General features: G+C 54.9%; 11 protein-coding genes, 2 tRNA genes, 2 rRNA genes and 1 pseudogene. 4 read left to right on the top strand and 12 right to left on the bottom strand.

Translation table 11 applies throughout. The features are described from left to right. Positions 1-151: 151 nt before the first annotated feature. From ECL_RS27635 to dnaQ, 4 genes and pseudogenes are all read right to left on the bottom strand, one after another. Positions 152-5,110 (bottom strand): annotated as a pseudogene (locus ECL_RS27635) (Ig-like domain-containing protein); the annotation flags it as partial. A gap of 4 nt (positions 5,111-5,114) precedes the next feature. After that, positions 5,115-7,580, bottom strand: a complete 2,466-nt coding sequence (locus ECL_RS04940) for an Ig-like domain-containing protein (protein ID WP_013095691.1) — start codon at positions 7,578-7,580, stop codon at positions 5,115-5,117. A gap of 478 nt (positions 7,581-8,058) precedes the next feature. Next, positions 8,059-8,135: transfer RNA gene (locus tag ECL_RS04935), tRNA-Asp, on the bottom strand. Between the two features lie 130 nt (positions 8,136-8,265). After that, the gene (dnaQ, locus tag ECL_RS04930; protein ID WP_013095690.1) at positions 8,266-8,997 is read right to left on the bottom strand and encodes a DNA polymerase III subunit epsilon; all 732 of its coding nucleotides are present in this window, start codon (positions 8,995-8,997) and stop codon (positions 8,266-8,268) included. Positions 8,998-9,061: 64 nt separating this feature from the next. On the opposite strand from dnaQ, the gene rnhA reads away from it, so the two are divergent. Then, positions 9,062-9,529 carry a ribonuclease HI gene (gene rnhA / locus ECL_RS04925; RefSeq protein ID WP_013095689.1) on the top strand — a complete coding sequence of 156 codons (468 nt, stop codon included), beginning with the start codon at positions 9,062-9,064 and terminating at the stop codon, positions 9,527-9,529. Here rnhA and ECL_RS04920 read toward each other — a convergent pair whose 3' ends face one another. After that, positions 9,530-10,246, bottom strand: a complete 717-nt coding sequence (locus ECL_RS04920) for a class I SAM-dependent methyltransferase (protein ID WP_013095688.1) — start codon at positions 10,244-10,246, stop codon at positions 9,530-9,532. 32 nt (positions 10,247-10,278) lie between these two features. Here ECL_RS04920 and gloB point away from each other — a divergent pair, with 32 nt between their 5' ends. Beyond that, positions 10,279-11,037, top strand: coding sequence for a hydroxyacylglutathione hydrolase (gene gloB, locus ECL_RS04915; RefSeq protein ID WP_013095687.1), 759 nt, complete (start codon positions 10,279-10,281; stop codon positions 11,035-11,037). Positions 11,038-11,105: 68 nt separating this feature from the next. Beyond that, positions 11,106-12,470 (top strand): murein transglycosylase D, encoded by a 1,365-nt coding sequence (mltD, locus tag ECL_RS04910; RefSeq protein WP_013095686.1) that lies wholly within the window; start codon positions 11,106-11,108, stop codon positions 12,468-12,470. A gap of 50 nt (positions 12,471-12,520) precedes the next feature. On the opposite strand, the gene ECL_RS04905 is transcribed toward mltD, so the two are convergent. The 3 genes from ECL_RS04905 to ECL_RS04895 all read right to left on the bottom strand — a co-directional run bounded on the left by ECL_RS04905 (position 12,521) and on the right by ECL_RS04895 (position 15,481). After that, a complete protein-coding gene (locus tag ECL_RS04905) occupies positions 12,521-13,294 on the bottom strand; it encodes a class I SAM-dependent methyltransferase (protein WP_013095685.1) in 774 nt (257 codons plus the stop codon). Positions 13,295-13,370: 76 nt separating this feature from the next. Continuing rightward, positions 13,371-14,168 carry an endonuclease/exonuclease/phosphatase family protein gene (locus ECL_RS04900; protein ID WP_013095684.1) on the bottom strand — a complete coding sequence of 266 codons (798 nt, stop codon included), beginning with the start codon at positions 14,166-14,168 and terminating at the stop codon, positions 13,371-13,373. A 137-nt stretch (positions 14,169-14,305) separates the two neighbouring features. Next, positions 14,306-15,481 (bottom strand): MFS transporter, encoded by a 1,176-nt coding sequence (locus tag ECL_RS04895; RefSeq protein ID WP_013095683.1) that lies wholly within the window; start codon positions 15,479-15,481, stop codon positions 14,306-14,308. A 104-nt stretch (positions 15,482-15,585) separates the two neighbouring features. Here ECL_RS04895 and yafC point away from each other — a divergent pair, with 104 nt between their 5' ends. Next, positions 15,586-16,491, top strand: a complete 906-nt coding sequence (gene yafC / locus ECL_RS04890; RefSeq protein ID WP_013095682.1) for a DNA-binding transcriptional regulator YafC — start codon at positions 15,586-15,588, stop codon at positions 16,489-16,491. A gap of 29 nt (positions 16,492-16,520) precedes the next feature. Here yafC and dkgB read toward each other — a convergent pair whose 3' ends face one another. The 4 genes from dkgB to ECL_RS04870 form a co-directional block, all read right to left on the bottom strand. Further along, positions 16,521-17,324, bottom strand: coding sequence for a 2,5-didehydrogluconate reductase DkgB (dkgB, locus tag ECL_RS04885; RefSeq protein WP_013095681.1), 804 nt, complete (start codon positions 17,322-17,324; stop codon positions 16,521-16,523). A gap of 163 nt (positions 17,325-17,487) precedes the next feature. Further along, a tRNA-Asp gene (locus ECL_RS04880) sits at positions 17,488-17,564 on the bottom strand. A 55-nt stretch (positions 17,565-17,619) separates the two neighbouring features. After that, positions 17,620-17,735 (bottom strand): 5S ribosomal RNA (gene rrf, locus ECL_RS04875). Positions 17,736-17,799: 64 nt separating this feature from the next. Then, positions 17,800-20,704 (bottom strand): 23S ribosomal RNA (locus ECL_RS04870). Positions 20,705-20,777 lie beyond the last annotated feature (73 nt).

Genomic DNA, 20,777 nt, shown 5'->3' with positions numbered 1-20,777 from the left:
GGTCACGGTGCTGCCCGCCTTCGCCGTGCCGCTGATTTGCGGACGGGTGTCGTCCGGTGAGTGCGCCCTGCGACAGGCTGCCGGTCACGCTGCCGGTGTCGTCGGTCACGGCGGTGATCTCCACCTTGCCCGGGACCACGTCAACGGTGATGACCACGTGCGAGCCTTCCGGCCCGGTGTTGCCCGACGGATCGGTGACGGTGGTGGTCAGGTCGTGTGCGCCGTTCGCCAGCGGCTGGTCCGGGGTGTAGCTCCAGGTGCCGTCCGGGTTCACCTTCGCGGTGCCGATGACCTGGCCGTTGTCGATGATGTTCACCGTGCTGCCCGGCTCGGCCTTACCGCTCAGGGTCGGGGTGTTGTCATCGGTGGTGTCGCCGCTCACGACCGGGCCCTGGTAGGCGCCGACGTTGTCGGTGACCAGCAGGTCAGAGGCCGCGTCCGGGGCTTTTGTATCGATAACGATACCGAAGCCGCCGGTTGGCTCACTGGTGCGGCCCACGCCGTCGGTGACGGTGGCGGTGAAGTTATGGCTGCCGTCTGCCAGCGCCGTATCCGGCGTGAAGCTCCAGCTGCCGTTGCCGGCCACGGAGGTGGTGCCAATCAGACGACCGTTGTCGTAGATACTGATGGTGCCGCCCGCCACGCCGCTGCTGCCGCTCAGGGTCGGGGTGGTGTCGTTGGTGACATCGCCCTTCTGCAGGTAGTCCGCATGCGGGGCCACATCGTCATAGACGGTATCCAGCGTCGGTGCCTGCGGCGGTACGGTAGCCACGTTGATGATGTACTCACCGGACGGACCGGAGACGTTGCCCACGCCGTCGGTCTCTTTCGCCGTCAGGGTGTACTTCCCGTCCGGCAGCGGCGTGGTCGGCTCCAGGGACCAGGTGCCGTCGGCCTGCACTTTCGCGGTGCCAATCACCTTGTCGCCGTTGTAGACGGTGATGGTGTTGCCCGGCTCCGCACCGGTACCCTTGATCAGCGGACGGTTGTCGTCAGTTTCTTCGCCGGAGGCAATCACGCCTGCGGTGTTCACGTCGTCATAGACTTCGGTGATCGCCAGCTTGCTCGCATCCGGGGCGGTGTAGTCCAGGGTCAGGACGAAGTCGTCCGATGCCACACTGGTGTTGCCCGCCTTGTCGGTGGCCGTCACGTGGAAGCGGTGCTCGCCTTCCGGCAGTTTCGCCACCGGTGAGAAGCTCCAGGTGCCGTCAGCTTTCGCCGTCACTTCGCCCAGCAGGCCGTTCTGATCGTAGATCTTCACGGTGCTGCCCGCTTCCGCCTTGCCGCTCAGGGTCGGGGTCGGATCGTCGGTGGTGCCGCCGTTCGCCAGGTTACCCTGCACGCTGCCCACGTCGTCCAGCGCCGCATCGATGGTCGGTTTCACCGGTGCATCGGTGTCGATGGTCACGGTCCAGCTGCTGCTGGCTGACTCATTACCCATCGGGTCCTTCGCCGTGGCGGTGAAGGTGTGGTCGCCGCGGCCCAGGTCCACGCTCGGCGTGAAGCTCCAGGTGCCGTCCGCGCCCGCGGTGGTGGTGCCCAGCACGTTGCTGCCGTCCATGATGGTCACGGTGCTGCCCGCCTTCGCCGTGCCGCTGATTTGCGGACGGGTGTCGTCGGTGAGCGCGCCCTGCGACAGGCTGCCGGTCACGCTGCCGGTGTCATCGGTCACGGCGGTGATTTCCACCTTGCCCGGGACCACGTCAACGGTGATGACCACGTGCGAGCCTTCCGGCCCGGTGTTGCCCGACGGATCGGTGACGGTGGTGGTCAGGTCGTGTGCGCCGTTCGCCAGCGGCTGGTCCGGGGTGTAGCTCCAGGTGCCGTCCGGGTTCACCTTCGCGGTGCCGATGACCTGGCCGTTGTCGATGATGTTCACCGTGCTGCCCGGCTCGGCCTTACCGCTCAGGGTCGGGGTGTTGTCATCGGTGGTGTCGCCGCTCACGACCGGGCCCTGGTAGGCGCCGACGTTGTCGGTGACCAGCAGGTCAGAGGCCGCGTCCGGGGCTTTTGTATCGATAACGATACCGAAGCCGCCGGTTGGCTCACTGGTGCGGCCCACGCCGTCGGTGACGGTGGCGGTGAAGTTATGGCTGCCGTCTGCCAGCGCCGTATCCGGCGTGAAGCTCCAGCTGCCGTTGCCGGCCACGGAGGTGGTGCCAATCAGACGACCGTTGTCGTAGATACTGATGGTGCCGCCCGCCACGCCGCTGCTGCCGCTCAGGGTCGGGGTGGTGTCGTTGGTGACATCGCCCTTCTGCAGGTAGTCCGCATGCGGGGCCACATCGTCATAGACGGTATCCAGCGTCGGTGCCTGCGGCGGTACGGTGGCCACGTTGATGATGTACTCACCGGACGGGCCGGAGACGTTGCCCACGCCGTCGGTCTCTTTCGCCGTCAGGGTGTACTTCCCGTCCGGCAGCGGCGTGGTCGGCTCCAGGGACCAGGTGCCGTCAGCCTGCACTTTCGCGGTGCCAATCACCTTGTCGCCGTTGTAGACGGTGATGGTGTTGCCCGGCTCTGCGCCCGTCCCCTTGATCAGCGGACGGTTGTCGTCGGTTTCTCCGCCGGAGGCAATCACGCCTGCGGTGTTCACGTCGTCGTAGACTTCGGTGATCGCCACTTTGCTGGCGTCAGGCGCGGTGTAGTCGGTGATCAGTACAAAATCATCTGATTCCGGACCCGTGTTACCGGCCTTATCGGTTGCGGTAGTGGTGATATGGTGCTCACCCTCTGGCAGCGCGGTGGTTGGCGTAAATTGCCAGCCGCCATTTTCGTCCACCATGGTAGAACCAATCAGCTCCCCGTTATCATAGATATCGACACGGCTGCCCGGCTCTGCGGAACCTTTAAAGGTTGGGTTCGCATCATCGGTGGTGCTACCGCTGCTCAGATCGCCACGGCTGGAGCCGACGTCATCAGTCGCAACACCAATAACCGGTTTTTCCGGTGCCACGGTATCGACAGAGATATCAAAGGACGGAGAGGTCACGTCGTTTCCGGCCGGGTCTTTGGAAATCACGGTCAGGCTGTGATCGCCATCGGCCAGATCCTGTTCAGGAGTGAAGGTCCAGTTGCCGTCCGGATCCACCACGGTGGAGCCCAGTACATCGTCGCCATCCATGATGGTCACGGTGCTGCCTGGCTTACCTTTACCGCTCAGTTCAGGACGTGCGTCATCGGTCACGGTGCCTGGCTTCAGGTTGCCCACGATCGGCCCCTGATCATCCACCACTTCACCCACGGTAACCTGGTTTGGATCCGGATCGACGGTGAAGGAGATCCCCGGAGACGGCTCACTGGTGTTGCCAGACGGATCGGTTACGGTAGTGGTGATCTCATGATCGCCTTTAGCCAGAGGCTTATCTGGCGTGTAGGACCATTTACCTTCGTCATCAACGATGACGGAACCGATCTTCTCGTCGTTATCGTAGATGTCCACCACGCTGCCCGGCTCGGCTTCGCCGCTCAGGGTCGGGGACTGATCGTCGGTGGTGTCGCCTGGACCTACCGGCCCCTGCTTGTCGCCAACGTTATCATTGATAACGATATTTTCTGCCGGAGACGGTGCCGCAGTATCGATCACGATCGGGAAGCTGCCGCTGGTGCGCGCGTTGCCCGCTGCGTCAGTCGCCGTGACGGTGAAGGTGTGCTGACCATCCGCCAGCGCGGTATCCGGGGTGAACGACCACTTACCGCTGCTGTCCGCCTTGACGGTGCCAATCACCTTCCCGTTGTCGAGGATAGACACAACGTCGCCCGGTGCAGCGCTGCCGCTCAGGGTTGGGGTGGTGTCGTTGGTGGTTTCACCTTTCTGCATTGGGCCGACGTGCGGCTCGGCGTTGTCCACAACGCTGTTGATGGACGGCTCGGTGCTGACCGGGATCAGAACGGTAATGTCGTAAGACGGTGCTTCACCCGCTACGCGGTTGCCTACTGCGTCCTGGGTTTCCAGCGTCAGCTGATTAAGCCCTTCCACCAGCGGTGTATCCAGTGCCAGCGTCCAGTTGCCTTCACTGTCGACCACGGCTGAGCCCAGCAGATGTTTGCCGTTAGCATCCGTGCTGTAAACAAAGACGGTGCTTCCCGCTTCACCAATACCATTGATAACCGGTTTGCTGTCATCGGTGATTTCACCGCTGGCCACGTTACCCTGACGGCCGCCGACATCATCCATTACGGACGTAATGTTCAGTACATCGCTGCTTGCCACTGGTGGGGTGTAGTCGGTCACCAGCACAAAATCATCCGATTCCGGACCGGTGTTGCCCGCTTCATCCGTTGCGGTGGTGGTGATATGGTGCTCACCTTCTGGCAGAGGTGTGGTTGGCGTGAACTGCCAGGCGCCGTTGTCGTCCGCAATCGTCGAACCAATATGCTCACCGTTGTCATAAATATCGACACGGCTGCCCGGCTCTGCAGAGCCGTTGAAGGTTGGGTTTGCGTCGTCGGTGGTGCCGCCGTTGCTCAGATCGCCACGAATTGTTCCCACATCATCCGTTGCGGATCCCAGTACAGGTTTTTCCGGGGCGGTCGCATCAACGGTAATATCAAAGGACGGAGAGGTCACCTCGTTTCCGGCCGGGTCTTTGGAAATCACGGTCAGGCTGTGATCGCCATCGGCCAGATCCTGTTCAGGGGTAAAGGTCCAGTTGCCGTCCGGATCCACCACGGTGGAGCCCAGTACATCGTCGCCATCCATGATGGTCACGGTGCTGCCTGGCTTACCTTTACCGCTCAGTTCAGGGCGGACATCATCGGTCACGGTGCCTGGCTTCAGGTTGCCCACGATCGGGCCCTGGTCATCCACCACTTCACCCACGGTCACCTGGTTTGGATCCGGATCGACGGTGAAGGAGATCCCCGGAGACGGTTCACTGGTGTTGCCAGACGGATCGGTCACGGTAGTGGTGATCTCATGATCGCCTTTAGCCAGAGGCGTGTCTGGCGTATAGGACCATTTACCTTCGTCATCAACGATGACGGAACCGATCTTCTCGTCGTTATCATAGATGTCCACCACGCTGCCCGGCTCAGCTTCGCCGCTCAGGGTCGGGGACTGATCGTCGGTGGTGTCGCCTGGACCTACCGGCCCCTGCTTGTCGCCCACGTTATCATTGATAACGATATTTTCTTGCCGGAGACGGTGCCGCAGTATCGATCACGATCGGGAAGCTGCCGCTGGTGCGCGCGTTGCCCGCTGCGTCAGTCGCCGTGACGGTGAAGGTGTGCTTGCCATCCGCCAGCGCGGTATCCGGGGTGAACGCCCACTTCCCGTTGCTGTCCGCCGTGACGGTACCAATCACTTTCCCGTTGTCAAGGATAGACACAATGTCGCCCGGTGCAGCGCTGCCGCTCAGGGTTGGGGTGGTGTCGTTGGTGGATTCACCTTTCTGCAACGGACCCACATGTGGCTCGGCGTTGTCCACAACGCTGTTAATGGACGGTGCAGTACTCACCGGGATCAGCAGATTGATGTCGTAAGACGGCGCTTCACCGGCAACGCGGTTGCCCGCCGGGTCCTGCGTCTCCAGGGTCAGCTTGTTCAGGCCTTCCGTCAGTGGGGTTTCTGGTGTCAGGCTCCAGGTGCCATCACTGCCTACCACCGCTGTACCAATCAGGTGTTTGCCGGAAGAGTCGGTGGTGTAGACAAAGACGGTGTTCCCGGCTTCACCGATACCACTGATGAGCGGTTTGCTGTCATCGGTGATGTCACCGCTGGCTACATTGCCCTGACGATCGCCTACGTCATCCGCGACGGCGGTAATATTCAGAACATTTGCTGAAGCATCAGGCGCGGTAGTGTCAACTTCAAACTCCAGCGCTTCCGAGGGGTCGCTGGTATTGCCCGCCTTATCCGTCTGCGTAACGGTGATGCTGTGATCGCCTTCACCCAGCGGTTTCTCTGGTTTCAGCGTCCAGTTGCCTTTATCGTCAATAACGGTTGTGCCAAGCACCTCGTCACCATCATAAATGGTCACGGTGTCGCCCGGTTCGCCTTTACCGCTGAATACCGGACGGGTTTCATCCGTGACGTCACCGCCTTTCAGCTGGCCCGTAATCGGCCCGGTATTATCCTGGGCATCGGCCATATCCGGTTTGGCTGGCGGCGTGGTATCCACAATAATCTGAATCGGATCGGAAGGATCGCCTTCATTGCCGAGCGGATCTTCCTCAACGACCACGACATTATGTTCACCCTCGGCAAGTTCATCCTTAGGTGTAAATGACCATTTACCTTCATCGTCGACGATAACCGAGCCGATCTCTTTATCATTGTCTTTGATAATGATGGTATTGCCCGGTGTTCCCTCTCCACTGAAAGAAGGCTGACTGTCATCCGTCACATCGCCCGGTTTGAGCGGACCGGTTACCGGACCGGTATTGTCAATCACCTCAGGCGTTTCTGCTTTTCCCGGAGGTTCAGTCAATACAATAAAATCACGCTCATCAGACGGTTCGCTGACGTTACCCGCTTTATCCGTCTGGCTGACCGTGATGCTGTGGCTACCGTCAGTGAGGTTTTCGGACGGTTTGAAATACCAACGGCCATCCTCGTTAACGGTGGTTTCGCCGATCTTTTTACCGTTATCGTAAATTGCGATCGTTGCGCCAGCTTCACCGGTGCCGCTCATTTCCGGTTGAGGATCGTCGGTGTAAGCATCATCATGAATTTCACCGGTGGTTTTACCCACTTTGTCCATGATGTGTTCAATCGTCGGCGCTTTTGGCGCAACCGTATCAACGACGATGACAATCGGGTCTGATGGAGGACTCGCGTTGCCGTCAGGATCTTTTTCCGCGACGGTCAGCTCGTGCTCGCCTTCGCCCAGTGGCTTATCAGGCGTATAGCTCCACTGGCCTTCATCATCGACGATAACGGAGCCGATCTCTTTGTCGTTATCGTAGATATGGATGGTGTCACCAGGCTTACCTTTACCGGTCAGCGTCGGCGTTGAGTCATCGGTTGTATCACCTGATTTTAACGGGCCTTTGATTGAGCCTTCATCATCCATTGTGGTGCCGATGCTCGGCTTATCAGGCGTGGAGTGGTTATCGCCGTCGTCCTTGTCCATCTCAGACAGCGCGAAAGCAGCCCCTACACCCGCCGCCGCAAGTGCAAACCATCCCAGCATGCCAAACAGCATGTCGTTGTCGTCATCCGGTGCCGTCAGAAGAGGCCCACCCGCGCCTAACGGTTCTCCGCCTAACGCCACAGGAGACATGCTGCCGTCAGCCATCAGATAGCCGGTGTCGTAGCTTTCGCCCGACAGAGGAACATAGGCGTAGAGTAATCCATCTTCCGCCATGCCCATCAGCACCGGGTTGTTAGGATCACCATTGAAGTAATCTTCAATAATTATGCTTGGCTGTGTATCGCCTTCCTGGATAATGTGCAGCGCCTTGTCTACGCGCTGCAGCGTAATATTTTCTGGAGCGAAGTCGTCGTTAATATTCTTCAATAAATATTTATTGCCGGGGATAAGTTTTACCTTAACCGTCCGGCCTGCATCTGCGGTCAACAACCGAGTTTTTCCGTCTCCGTTATTGACCGCTAAAATGACTTTATTGTCCGTCATACTTAAAGTCCTTGGTGAATTTCACTCACTAAATTGTGGATATATAAACTTTTTTGTTGATACACCCTGAGCTGCCTTACGTTGAAACCTTTCTGAGATAATTCATGTCCACAGGGTTCATCGACATGATGCTTAAAACTATCATGTCTGACCTCTTTATATGGGTAGGAAAAAACCACGCAACGCTCTACGCCGCATTAGGAATAGTTGACATCAAAAAGCTATTAATGAGTGAACAAGGAAGGAGGAGGAAAAGAATAATTAACGGTTAAGAACTTACACGAAAAGAATAATAAATCAAATTGATTATTTTAATAAAAATAACAGAATGAGATTTTTAATTAAAAATAAATTAAACAGGAACTCAGCCGTTCACCGCGTGACGACAGCAACGGGCCGGGTAGACGAGAGAAATTCAGGATTGAGGAAACGCAGAAATGAAAAAGGCCCACGTTATAAATAACGTGGGCCTGAATAGTGGCGGAACGGACGGGACTCGAACCCGCGACCCCCTGCGTGACAGGCAGGTATTCTAACCGACTGAACTACCGCTCCGCTGTGTTCCCTTGGGAACGAGGCGCATATTACGGTTTGCCTCTGAACTCGTCAACGCTTTTTCTCACGTTTTGAATCGTTTGCTGCAAAAATCACCCGAACGGTGATTTTACAGGCGTTCTGGCATGCCTTACGCACGCCACATACAGCTTCCGCCCTTCTTCTGGACCAGATCCAGACGAGATTCGTGGTTGAGAAGCTCTTCATCACTCGCTAAAACAACCCGCAAGCGGCTGGCCTGGCGAACAACACGCTGAATTCCCGCTTCGCCCTGCGTCTGCTGGGATTCATTCTCCATGCTGAACTTCATTGACGTTTGACCGCCGGTCATCGCCAGATAGACATCCGCCAGGATCTGGGCATCGAGCAATGCCCCGTGCAGCGTTCGCTTGGTGTTGTCTATTTCATAACGTGAACAGAGCGCATCGAGGCTGTTACGCTTGCCGGGGAACATCTTCCTGGCCAGCGCCAGGCTGTCAGTAACCTTGCAGAAGGTGTTCGTTTTGGGGATATCGCGCTGGAGCTTACTAAACTCGTAGTCCATAAAGCCGATATCGAACGAGGCGTTGTGAATGACGAGCTCTGCGCCTTTAATGTAGTCCAGAAATTCGTCCGCCACCTCCGCGAAGGTCGGTTTATCCAGCAAGAACTCATCGGCAATACCATGAACGCCGAACGCTTCAGGATCCACCAGCCGATCGGGTTTGAGATAGACGTGGAAGTTGTTCCCCGTCAGACGACGGTTCACCACTTCAACAGCACCGATCTCAATGATCTTGTGCCCTTCGTAGTGCGCGCCGATCTGGTTCATACCGGTGGTTTCGGTATCAAGAACAATCTGGCGAGTAATTGCAGTGCTCATAGCGGTCATTTATGTCAGACTTATCGTTTAACTGAACGTTTCAAATACAGGAAGTCTACCAGAGATGCGTAAACAGGTAGAAATTTTCACCGATGGATCTTGTCTCGGTAACCCAGGGCCTGGCGGCTATGGCGCGATTATGCGCTATCGTCAGCACGAAAAAACTTTTAGTGAAGGGTATTTCCTGACCACCAACAACCGCATGGAGTTGATGGCGGCCATCGTGGCGCTGGAAGCCTTAAAAGAACATTGTGACGTGGTGCTCAGTACCGACAGCCAGTACGTGCGCCAGGGGATCACCCAGTGGATCCACAACTGGAAAAAACGCGGCTGGAAGACGGCAGATAAGAAGCCCGTCAAGAATGTCGATCTCTGGAAACGGCTGGATGCGGCGCTGGGCCAGCATAATATTAAGTGGGAATGGGTAAAAGGCCATGCCGGCCACCCGGAAAACGAGCGCTGCGATGAACTGGCGCGGACGGCGGCCGCTAACCCGGCACATGAGGACGCGGGCTATCAGCCTGAATCCTGATTACGGTTTTCTGTACTGCCGCGTGGCCCCCACGGTCTGGCGGATCGGCGTTTTGGTTTTGCTCTGCTTCATCGGGTTAAGCGTCAGGGGAATGGTTCGCTTACGCGCAACGATAAACTGCATGCAGCCTAATGCGGGCAAATGGGTACTCAGCAAAACGCCCCCTTTTCTGGCCCAGGGCAGTACCTGAAATCCGCCGTAGCTGAGTACTTCAAAATTCAGCAGCGAAAGCCAGTCCAGCTGGCGCATCATGGTGAACATCCGGCTGTTATAAGGAGGAGTGCGGCGTAATACGGGCACCAGCTTGCGCAGCCCCATCAGGCTCAGCGGATTAAACCCGCTTATCACCAGCCAGCCGTCATCTATCAGCACGCGATCGGCTTCACGCAGCATGCGATGAGGATCGCTGCACCAGGGTATCGTATGCGCCAGCAGGCACGCATCAACCGACTTTTCCGCAAACGGCAGGTGTAAAGGGTCTGCCTTCACCTGAACGGGCGATCCGCCGAGAGAGACATGGACCTGATGTGAGATAGCGCAGCTTTCGGTATTGATTTCCGCGCTGAGATTGCCAATCTTAAGCAGGTGAAAGCCATACATTTTCGCGAGCCAGGGCTTAAGCTGTAGTTCTAATGCTTCGCGATAGTATTCACCCCAGGGCAATTCCGCCCAACGTTCCGGTGCTGCGACAGTCTGAGGTATCCTTGCCGGTTTCATCAAAACACCCGCCACGCTATAAGAGGTAATGTATGAATCTTATCAGTATTCCTGCCTTTGAGGACAATTACATCTGGGTTTTAGTCGATGACGCGCGTCGATGCGTCATTGTCGACCCCGGAGAGGCCGCCCCGGTTCTGCAGGCAATAAAAGAGAACGGCTGGCAGCCTGAAGCCATCCTCCTGACCCACCATCACCACGATCATACCGGCGGTGTGCCTGAGCTGCGCGCCCGGTTCCCGCATCTGGTGGTTTACGGACCGGCAGAGGCACAAGATAAGGGAATCACGCAAGTAGTCGAAGAAGGCAAAAATATCCTCATACGTGAGTGGGAGTTTTCCGTATTTGCTACACCAGGTCACACTTTGGGACATCTGTGTTTCTACAGCAAACCTTATCTGTTTTGTGGCGATACGCTGTTTTCTGGCGGCTGTGGCAGACTGTTTGAAGGCACGCCAACCCAGATGTATCAATCTTTACAAAAAATTAATGCCCTGCCTGACGATACTGTAATTTGTTGCGCGCATGAGTATACATTAGGAAATATGAAGTTTTCTGCCAGCATTTTACCTGAGGATCGTGAGATTCAGGATTACTATCAGAAAGTGAAGGAGTTACGTGCAAAAAACCAAAAAACACTACCCGTAATTCTGAAAAACGAGCGTAAAATTAATTTATTTCTTAGAACAGATGACATTGATTTAATTAATAAAATTAACCAAGAAACAAAATTGCAACAACCAGAACAGCGATTTGCATGGTTAAGGTCAAAGAAAGATAACTTCAGATAATTGCGGGTTGCCTTTTCAAAATTTCGCCGTTATCATCGCTCGTCTTTTAAGCAACTATTGACACACACATGAAGGCAAAAGCGATCTTACTCGCCTCTGTCCTGCTTGTTGGTTGCCAGTCGCAGAACGGCAGCAACGTACAACAGCACGCACAGAGCCTTTCTGCAGCTGGTCAAGGGGAAGCAGGGAAGTTTACAAGCTCAGCGCGTTGGTTGGACGATGGGACATCTTTCGCGCAGGATCAAAACTTGTGGACCTCTATTGGCGACGAGCTAAAGATGGGAATTCCGGAAAACAGCCGGATTCGCGAACAGAAACAGAAGTATTTAAGAAATAAGAGCTATCTCCACGATGTAACGTTACGGGCAGAGCCGTATATGTACTGGATAGCCGGGCAAGTTAAGAAACGTAACATGCCTATGGAGCTGGTACTCCTACCCATAGTGGAGAGCGCTTTTGACCCACACGCGACGTCTGGTGCCAATGCCGCAGGTATTTGGCAGATCATTCCGAGCACCGGGCGAAATTACGGTTTGAAACAGACCCGTAACTATGATGCCCGTCGCGATGTTGTCGCTTCCACGACAGCCGCTCTCGACATGATGCAACGTCTGAACAAGATGTTTGACGGCGACTGGTTGTTAACGGTTGCGGCGTATAATAGTGGCGAAGGTCGTGTACTGAAGGCAATGAAAGCGAATAAAGCACGGGGTAAATCCACCGATTTTTGGTCGCTCTCACTGCCACAGGAAACGAAGATTTACGTACCGAAGATGCTGGCATTGAGTGATATTCTCAAAAACAGCAAGCGTTACGGTGTACAACTGCCAACACCAGACGAAAGTCGTGCACTGGCGCGCGTTCGCCTCAGCAACCCGGTTGATATTCAACAGGTTGCCGATATGACGGGTATGTCGGTAAGTAAACTGAAAACCTTTAACGCGGGTGTTAAAGGCTCAACGCTGGGGGCGAGTGGCCCACAGTATGTGATGGTTCCGCAGAAACATGCTGAACAGTTACGTGAGTCTTTAGCGTCTGGTGAAATTGCCGCCGTTCAGTCAACGCTGATTGCGGATGCATCATCAGTCAACAGCCGCAGCTATAAGGTTCGTAGCGGTGATACGCTTTCGGGCATTGCATCACGTCTTGGCGTGACAGCAAAAGATCTGCAGCAGTGGAATAACCTGCGCAGCTCAGGCCTGAGAGTGGGTCAGACACTGACGGTGGGTGCGGGTAGCAGCGCACAGCGTCTCGCCAATAACAGCGATAGCATTACCTATCGCGTGCGTAAAGGCGATTCACTGTCCAGTATCGCAAAACGACACGGCGTGAACATTAAGGATGTGATGCGCTGGAATAATGATACTGACAATCTGCAACCAGGCGACCAGCTGACACTGTTTGTGAAAAACAGCGCCACGCCAGACTCCTGATTACACGATACAAAGATAAAAAGGCACCGATTCCCCTCGGTGCTTTTTTTTTACTTCGCTTTTTGCGCTTCAACCATGATGGTATCGCTGGTAAACGAACCGTCATCCTGCAATTCAAAGTAGGCCTTCACCTCTGAGGAAGCACTGTCCTGATACAACCGTATGGCCTGGCTTAACGCGTCCGGGGTGCGCATACGGGCGATCCACGAACTAAATTCCAGCGGTAAGCGATCGGTTATCAGTGAACGTGAAATTAAACCGGCCTCAGTAATAAACGTTAACCACTCCCCACTGGAATAATCCTGCACGTGCGAGGTGTCACGCAGCGCTTCAACCGTCTGCAGCCAGATGTTCCGTACAGGGTGACCCGGAGACATGACGTCCATAATGATGACGGTTCCACCCGGCTTCAGCACGCGTTTGACTTCCCGTAATGCCTGGCCGACATCATGCCAGTGGTGCGCGGAGTAACGGCTGATAACAACGTCAAACGACGCCTCTTCGAAAGGTAAGGATTCGGCATAGCCCTGGCGCGTATCGACATTGTTGAGCCCTTTGGCTTTTGCCGCCTCCGCCACTACCTCCAGCATCTGGCTGGATAAATCATACGCCGTAACCTGAGCCACATGCTGCGCTGCTGTAAAGCTGGCATGCCCTGCTCCGCAGCCTAAATCCAGCACCGTCGCCTGCGGAAACGCCGAGAGACGCTCGCCGAGACGCACCAGATCGCGGCCGGAAGCATGTACGGCGCTGGTCAGATAGGCGCTTGCCTGGGAACCAAACTGTTTTTCGACGTTGTCGTGATGAGAGTGTGTTGTTGTCATTGTACTGTCCTTGCGTTGGTTAAAGTAAAGGGCAGCACTCAACCGGCCTGCCCCACGGCAGACCTGACTCACCGTGTTAATCAGGTTTGCCGGGACTGAATTCCACTAGTAGCGGGTTGTGATCGGAGGCGCGAGTGACCAGAACAGAGGCATCATGCACGCTCAAACCACGATAGAAAACGAAATCGAGAGGACGACCGAACGCTTTCTTGCGCTGGTCATCACTAAAACGAACTTCACGCAGCGACATCTCCCGCGCAAAGCGATACAGCGCGTTCATGCGTGGACGGCTCCAGGCATTGAAATCCCCGGCCATAATAATAGGCCCACTGTGATGGGCTATCTGGTCACCAATAGGAAGTAACTGCTTACTATACACATCCACGCCCAGACTGAAGTTTACCGCATGGATGTTCACGACCATCAGCAGCCGCGTGTCAGGCAGTGGGTAGACCGTCACCAGCGCCGATTTTGCCAGTCGCAGGATAGGCTCGCGTTCGCGCAGCGGGCAGCAGTAAACCGGATGCGCGGCAGAAAGGGTCATCACTCCAGAGGGATGTTGCGGCAATACAAATGCGGGCACCTGGTCGGCGGCGAGATAGTTAGTGGTCGCAAACCTTACCAGCTCAGGCGTGGTTTGCGCCTCCTGCAGCAGAACCAGATGGGCATCTTTACCAAAGTTCTTGAGGACGGATAACCAATCCGCACGCTGCTGTTTAAAGATATTCCATACCAGCACCCGAATTTTTTCATCGCTGCTTAACGGTGTACCGGCAGGTAATGCCTGGCTGATGCTCGCAAACGACCCGGGAGGCAAGATCCTCTCCGCGGGCATTCCGGCAACATAACGCATGGCATAGGTATTTTTTCGCACTTTTGGAAACAACCTCTGTAACATGAACCAGCCCGGAAAACGGACTGGTTCTAATGTTATAGGGATTTTAGGTCACACTTTCAACGCAATTACTGAGAAACCTCTTTCCAGTTTTGTAAGCAAGCACTTACTGAGGTTTAACCAAGCGCTACGCGAGAGGGTTTATCAAGGCGCCCGCTCAGACCAATCAGCAGGAAGGCAACGAGCACAATAACGGCACCAATCCACGGGGTTTGGGTTAATCCAAAGTGCTCCACCGTCTGCCCGCCAACGATAGAACCGATCGCTATACCAATGTTGAAGGCGGCAATGTTCAGACCAGAAGCCACATCCACCGCATTTGGCGTATAGCGTTCGGCTTTTTGTACCACGTAGACCTGCAGGCCGGGTACATTACCAAAGGCAAAGATGCCCATGACCAGTACCGTTACCAGCGCGGCGTACTGAATCGATGCCGTGAACTGGAAGAGCATCAGCAGAATCACCAGTGCCGCGAAGATAAACTTAAGCGCTGGTACAGCACCATGCTTATCCGCGAGCTTACCTCCCCAGATGTTGCCAATCGCCACAGAGATACCGTACCCCAGTAAAATCCAGCTTACCGCTGCAGGAGAGAAGCCGGCCAGATCCTGCATCATTGGAGCGAGGAAGGTGAATGCAGTGAACACGCCGCCGTAGCCCAGCGCCGTAACGGCATAGATGAGCAGCAAACGAGGATGTGTGAGCACCTTAATCCGATCGCTCAGTCTTGCACTTGTACGGCCGGGAATATTCGACGGTACCAGCAGCAGACTGGCCACCAGTGCAATCACGCCCAGTAAAGAAACGGCGAGGAAGGTTTCACGCCAGCCGAAATGTTGTCCGATGAACGTCCCTAATGGTACGCCGGTGACCAGTGCGACGGTCAATCCGCCAAACATAATAGCAATGGCTGATGCGGCTTTCTCTTTGGGTACCAGGCTGGTTGCAATGGTGGAGCCAATCGAGAAGAACACCCCATGAGCAAGGCCAGTCAGCAGGCGGGCAATGACCAGCGTCGTGTAGTCCGGCGCCTGCCAGGCCAGTATATTGCCGGCCGTGAAGAGCACCATCAGCGCGACCAACAGTTGCTTACGCGGGAATCGCCCGGTTAACGCCGTCAGGACGGGCGCGCCGACAGCGACACCCAAAGCATAGATGGAGACCAACAGCCCGGCTGAAGGTAATGAGATAGCAAGCTGGTTAGCGATGGTAGGAACCAGTCCTACGATAACAAATTCGGTCGTGCCAATTGCAAAGGCACTGATCGTCAGGGCAAGTAGCGCCAGTGGCATAAAATACTCCGTATCATCAGGATTAAGATGACAGGCAGTATGCGCCAGTGGTTAAATAACAAAAATGGTCAAAATCTCAATAGAATTTTGCAGGTGGTGCAACAATGAAAGCAACCTCGGAAGAGCTAACAATCTTTGTCGCCGTCGTCGAAAGTGGCAGTTTTAGCCGCGCGGCAGAGCAGTTAGGGCAGGCAAACTCTGCTGTAAGCCGCTCGGTGAAAAAGCTTGAGATGAAGCTTGGGGTGAGTCTTCTCAACCGCACGACGCGGCAGTTGAGCCTGACGGAAGAAGGTGAACGGTACTTCCGCCGGGTGCAGTCTGTCTTACAGGAGATGGCTGCAGCAGAGACCGAGATCATGGAAACGCGCAGCACACCGCGTGGGCTATTGCGTATTGATGCGGCCACACCGGTAGTTCTGCACTTTCTGATGCCGCTGATTAAACCTTTCCGTGAACGCTATCCTGAGATGACGCTCTCTTTGGTCTCCTCTGAGACCTTTATCAATCTTATCGAACGTAAAGTCGATGTGGCGATCCGGGCGGGAACCCTGACGGACTCAAGCCTGCGCGCGCGTCCTCTGTTTGCCAGCTACCGTAAAATCATCGCCTCACCACAATACATCGCTGAACACGGCAAACCTGAAACCGTTGAAGAGCTGAAGCAGCATCTGTGTCTGGGTTTCACCGAGCCGGTATCACTGAATACCTGGCCTGTCGCCTGCCCTGACGGTCAGTTGCATGAGATCACCTGCGGGTTGTCGTCCAACAGCGGGGAAACGCTGAAGCAGCTGTGTCTTGAAGGAAACGGGATCGCCTGTTTGTCTGATTACATGATTGATAAAGAAATTGCGCGCGGTGATCTCGTGGAGTTAATGGCGGACAAGCGTCTGCCGGTAGAGATGCCCTTCAGTGCGGTTTACTACAGCGACAGAGCGGTGAGCACGCGTATCCGTGCCTTTATCGACTTTCTGAGCGAGCATATAAAAACAGCTCCCGAAGGAGCTGTGTGAGGGTTAAGCGTACAGAGGGCGGGTCAATATTAATCCCAGTCTGGCGCTAAACCTTCCGGGCTCACCAGGCGATCGTTGCACTCCAGGGCAGCGATCGCTTTTTTGTCTTCGTCATCCAGCTGGAGATCCACAGCTAACAGGTTGCTGGCCAGGTTTTCACGCTTCGTTGAAGATGGAATAACGGCATAACCTTCACCCATCGCCCAGGCCAGGATCACCTGTGCAGCCGTTGCGTTATGTTTATTTGCAATACGTGCAATGACCTCATCTTTCAGCGCTTTACCGTATGCCAGCGTCATATAAGAAGTGATGTGAATGCCGTGCTGTTTGGCCCACGCCACCACGTTGCGGTTTTGCAGATAAGGGGAGAGCTCAATCTGGTTGGTCGCAATGTTCTCTGCGCCAACGGCAGCAATGGCTTTTTCCATCAACGGAATGGTGAAGTTCGAAATACCAATTTGACGGGTTAAGCCCTGCTCTTTCGCTTCCAGCAGCGCCTGCATGAATTCTTCTACAGAAACGGCATCATTCGGAGATGGCCAGTGGATCAGGGTCAGATCGACATAGTCAGTACGCAGCTTCTTCAGGCTCTCTTTCAGGCTTGGGATCAGCTTGTCTTTACTGAGATTCTCGATCCAGATTTTGGTGGTGATAAACAGTTCGTTACGCGGTACACCGCTTTCTTCAATCGCCTGGCCAACCGCAGCTTCATTTTCATAAATCTGCGCGGTATCAATTGCGCGATAGCCAAGCTCAAGGGCGGTTTTGACCGATGCGATAACAACGTCGTCTTTCAGGCGGAAAGTGCCCAGGCCTAATGCAGGGATAGTCATGTCATTCCTCGTTATTCGTAATGTTCGTTAACTGAGGAAGATTATCGCTGCTGGCGTTATGCTGAAAAAGGTCGTAAAACGCAGAGGATTTTTGCTGATTTAGCAATAATTGGGAAGCAGATAAGAAAAAAGCCCTGAGCGTTAACTCAGGGCTTTTAATAAGTGGCGGAACGGACGGGACTCGAACCCGCGACCCCCTGCGTGACAGGCAGGTATTCTAACCGACTGAACTACCGCTCCACCGAAGACTGCTGTAACCACCGGATTTATGCACCGGCTTACTACTTAATTTGATGCCTGGCAGTTCCCTACTCTCACATGGGGAGACCCCACACTACCATCGGCGCTACGGCGTTTCACTTCTGAGTTCGGCATGGGGTCAGGTGGGACCACCGCGCTAAAGCCGCCAGGCAAATTCTGTTAATCTGTATCAGGCTGAAAATCTGTCTCTTCGCCAAAACATCTTCGGCGTTGTAAGGTTAAGCCTCACGGTTCATTAGTATCGGTTAGCTCAACGCATCGCTGCGCTTACACACCCGACCTATCAACGTCATCGTCTTTAACGTTCCTTCAGGAGACCTAAAGTCTCAGGGAGAACTCATCTCGGGGCAAGTTTCGTGCTTAGATGCTTTCAGCACTTATCTCTTCCGCATTTAGCTACCGGGCAGTGCCATTGGCATGACAACCCGAACACCAGTGATGCGTCCACTCCGGTCCTCTCGTACTAGGAGCAGCCCCCCTCAATTCTCCAGCGCCCACGGCAGATAGGGACCGAACTGTCTCACGACGTTCTAAACCCAGCTCGCGTACCACTTTAAATGGCGAACAGCCATACCCTTGGGACCTACTTCAGCCCCAGGATGTGATGAGCCGACATCGAGGTGCCAAACACCGCCGTCGATATGAACTCTTGGGCGGTATCAGCCTGTTATCCCCGGAGTACCTTTTATCCGTTGAGCGATGGCCCTTCCATTCAGAACCACCGGATCACTATGACCTGCTTTCGCACCTGCTCGAGCCGTCACTCTCGCAGTCAAGCTAGCTTATGCCATTGCACTAACCTCCTGATGTCCGACCAGGATTAGCTAACCTTCGTGCTCCTCCGTTACTCTTTGGGAGGAGACCGCCCCAGTCAAACTACCCACCAGACACTGTCCGCAACCCGGGTAACGGGTCTACGTTAGAACACCAGCCATTAAAGGGTGGTATTTCAAGGACGGCTCCACGCAGACTGGCGTCCACGCTTCAAAGCCTCCCACCTATCCTACACATCAAGGACCAGTGTTCAGTGTCAAGCTATAGTAAAGGTTCACGGGGTCTTTCCGTCTTGCCGCGGGTACACTGCATCTTCACAGCGAGTTCAATTTCACTGAGTCTCGGGTGGAGACAGCCTGGCCATCATTACGCCATTCGTGCAGGTCGGAACTTACCCGACAAGGAATTTCGCTACCTTAGGACCGTTATAGTTACGGCCGCCGTTTACCGGGGCTTCGATCAAGAGCTTCGCGTTGCCGCTAACCCCATCAATTAACCTTCCGGCACCGGGCAGGCGTCACACCGTATACGTCCACTTTCGTGTTTGCACAGTGCTGTGTTTTTAATAAACAGTTGCAGCCAGCTGGTATCTTCGACTGATTTCAGCTCCACCCGCAGGGGCTTCACCTACATATCAGCGTGCCTTCTCCCGAAGTTACGGCACCATTTTGCCTAGTTCCTTCACCCGAGTTCTCTCAAGCGCCTTGGTATTCTCTACCTGACCACCTGTGTCGGTTTGGGGTACGATTTCGTGTTACCTGATGCTTAGAGGCTTTTCCTGGAAGCAGGGCATTTGTTACTTCAGCACCGTAGTGCCTCGTCATCACACCTCAGCGTTAAAAGGTACCGGATTTACCTGGAACCTCCGCCTACATGCTTAAACCGGGACAACCGTCGCCCGGCTAACATAGCCTTCTCCGTCCCCCCTTCGCAGTAACACCAAGTACAGGAATATTAACCTGTTTCCCATCGACTACGCCTTTCGGCCTCGCCTTAGGGGTCGACTCACCCTGCCCCGATTAACGTTGGACAGGAACCCTTGGTCTTCCGGCGAGCGGGCTTTTCACCCGCTTTATCGTTACTTATGTCAGCATTCGCACTTCTGATACCTCCAGCAACCCTCACAGGCCACCTTCAACGGCTTACAGAACGCTCCCCTACCCAACAACGCATAAGCGTCGCTGCCGCAGCTTCGGTGCATGGTTTAGCCCCGTTACATCTTCCGCGCAGGCCGACTCGACCAGTGAGCTATTACGCTTTCTTTAAATGATGGCTGCTTCTAAGCCAACATCCTGGCTGTCTGGGCCTTCCCACATCGTTTCCCACTTAACCATGACTTTGGGACCTTAGCTGGCGGTCTGGGTTGTTTCCCTCTTCACGACGGACGTTAGCACCCGCCGTGTGTCTCCCGTGATAACATTCTTCGGTATTCGTAGTTTGCATCGGGTTGGTAAGCCGGGATGGCCCCCTAGCCGAAACAGTGCTCTACCCCCGAAGATGAGTTCACGAGGCGCTACCTAAATAGCTTTCGGGGAGAACCAGCTATCTCCCGGTTTGATTGGCCTTTCACCCCCAGCCACAGGTCATCCGCTAATTTTTCAACATTAGTCGGTTCGGTCCTCCAGTTAGTGTTACCCAACCTTCAACCTGCCCATGGCTAGATCACCGGGTTTCGGGTCTATACCCTGCAACTTAACGCCCAGTTAAGACTCGGTTTCCCTTCGGCTCCCCTATACGGTTAACCTTGCTACAGAATATAAGTCGCTGACCCATTATACAAAAGGTACGCAGTCACACCACGAAGGTGCTCCCACTGCTTGTACGTACACGGTTTCAGGTTCTTTTTCACTCCCCTCGCCGGGGTTCTTTTCGCCTTTCCCTCACGGTACTGGTTCACTATCGGTCAGTCAGGAGTATTTAGCCTTGGAGGATGGTCCCCCCATATTCAGACAGGATACCACGTGTCCCGCCCTACTCTTCGAGTTCACAGCCTGTGTGTTTTCGTGTACGGGACTTTCACCCTGTACCGTGCGACTTTCCAGACGCTTCCACTAACACACAAGCTGATTCAGACTCTGGGCTGCTCCCCGTTCGCTCGCCGCTACTGGGGGAATCTCGGTTGATTTCTTTTCCTCGGGGTACTTAGATGTTTCAGTTCCCCCGGTTCGCCTCGTTAACCTATGTATTCAGTTAACGATAGTGTGACGAATCACACTGGGTTTCCCCATTCGGACATCGCCGGGTCAAGGGTTCATATCACCTCGCCGGCGCTTTTTGCAGATTAGCACGTCCTTCATCGCCTCTGACTGCCAGGGCATCCACCGTGTACGCTTAGTCGCTTAACCTCACAACCCGAAGATGTTTCACTTCTGATTGCGAAAATTTGAGAGACTCGAACACACCATTAAAGATGTGTCG

The sequence above is a fragment of the Enterobacter cloacae subsp. cloacae ATCC 13047 genome (assembly GCF_000025565.1).
GTDB lineage: Bacteria > Pseudomonadota > Gammaproteobacteria > Enterobacterales > Enterobacteriaceae > Enterobacter > Enterobacter cloacae.
This window is presented reverse-complemented; position numbering and strand designations above follow the sequence as displayed.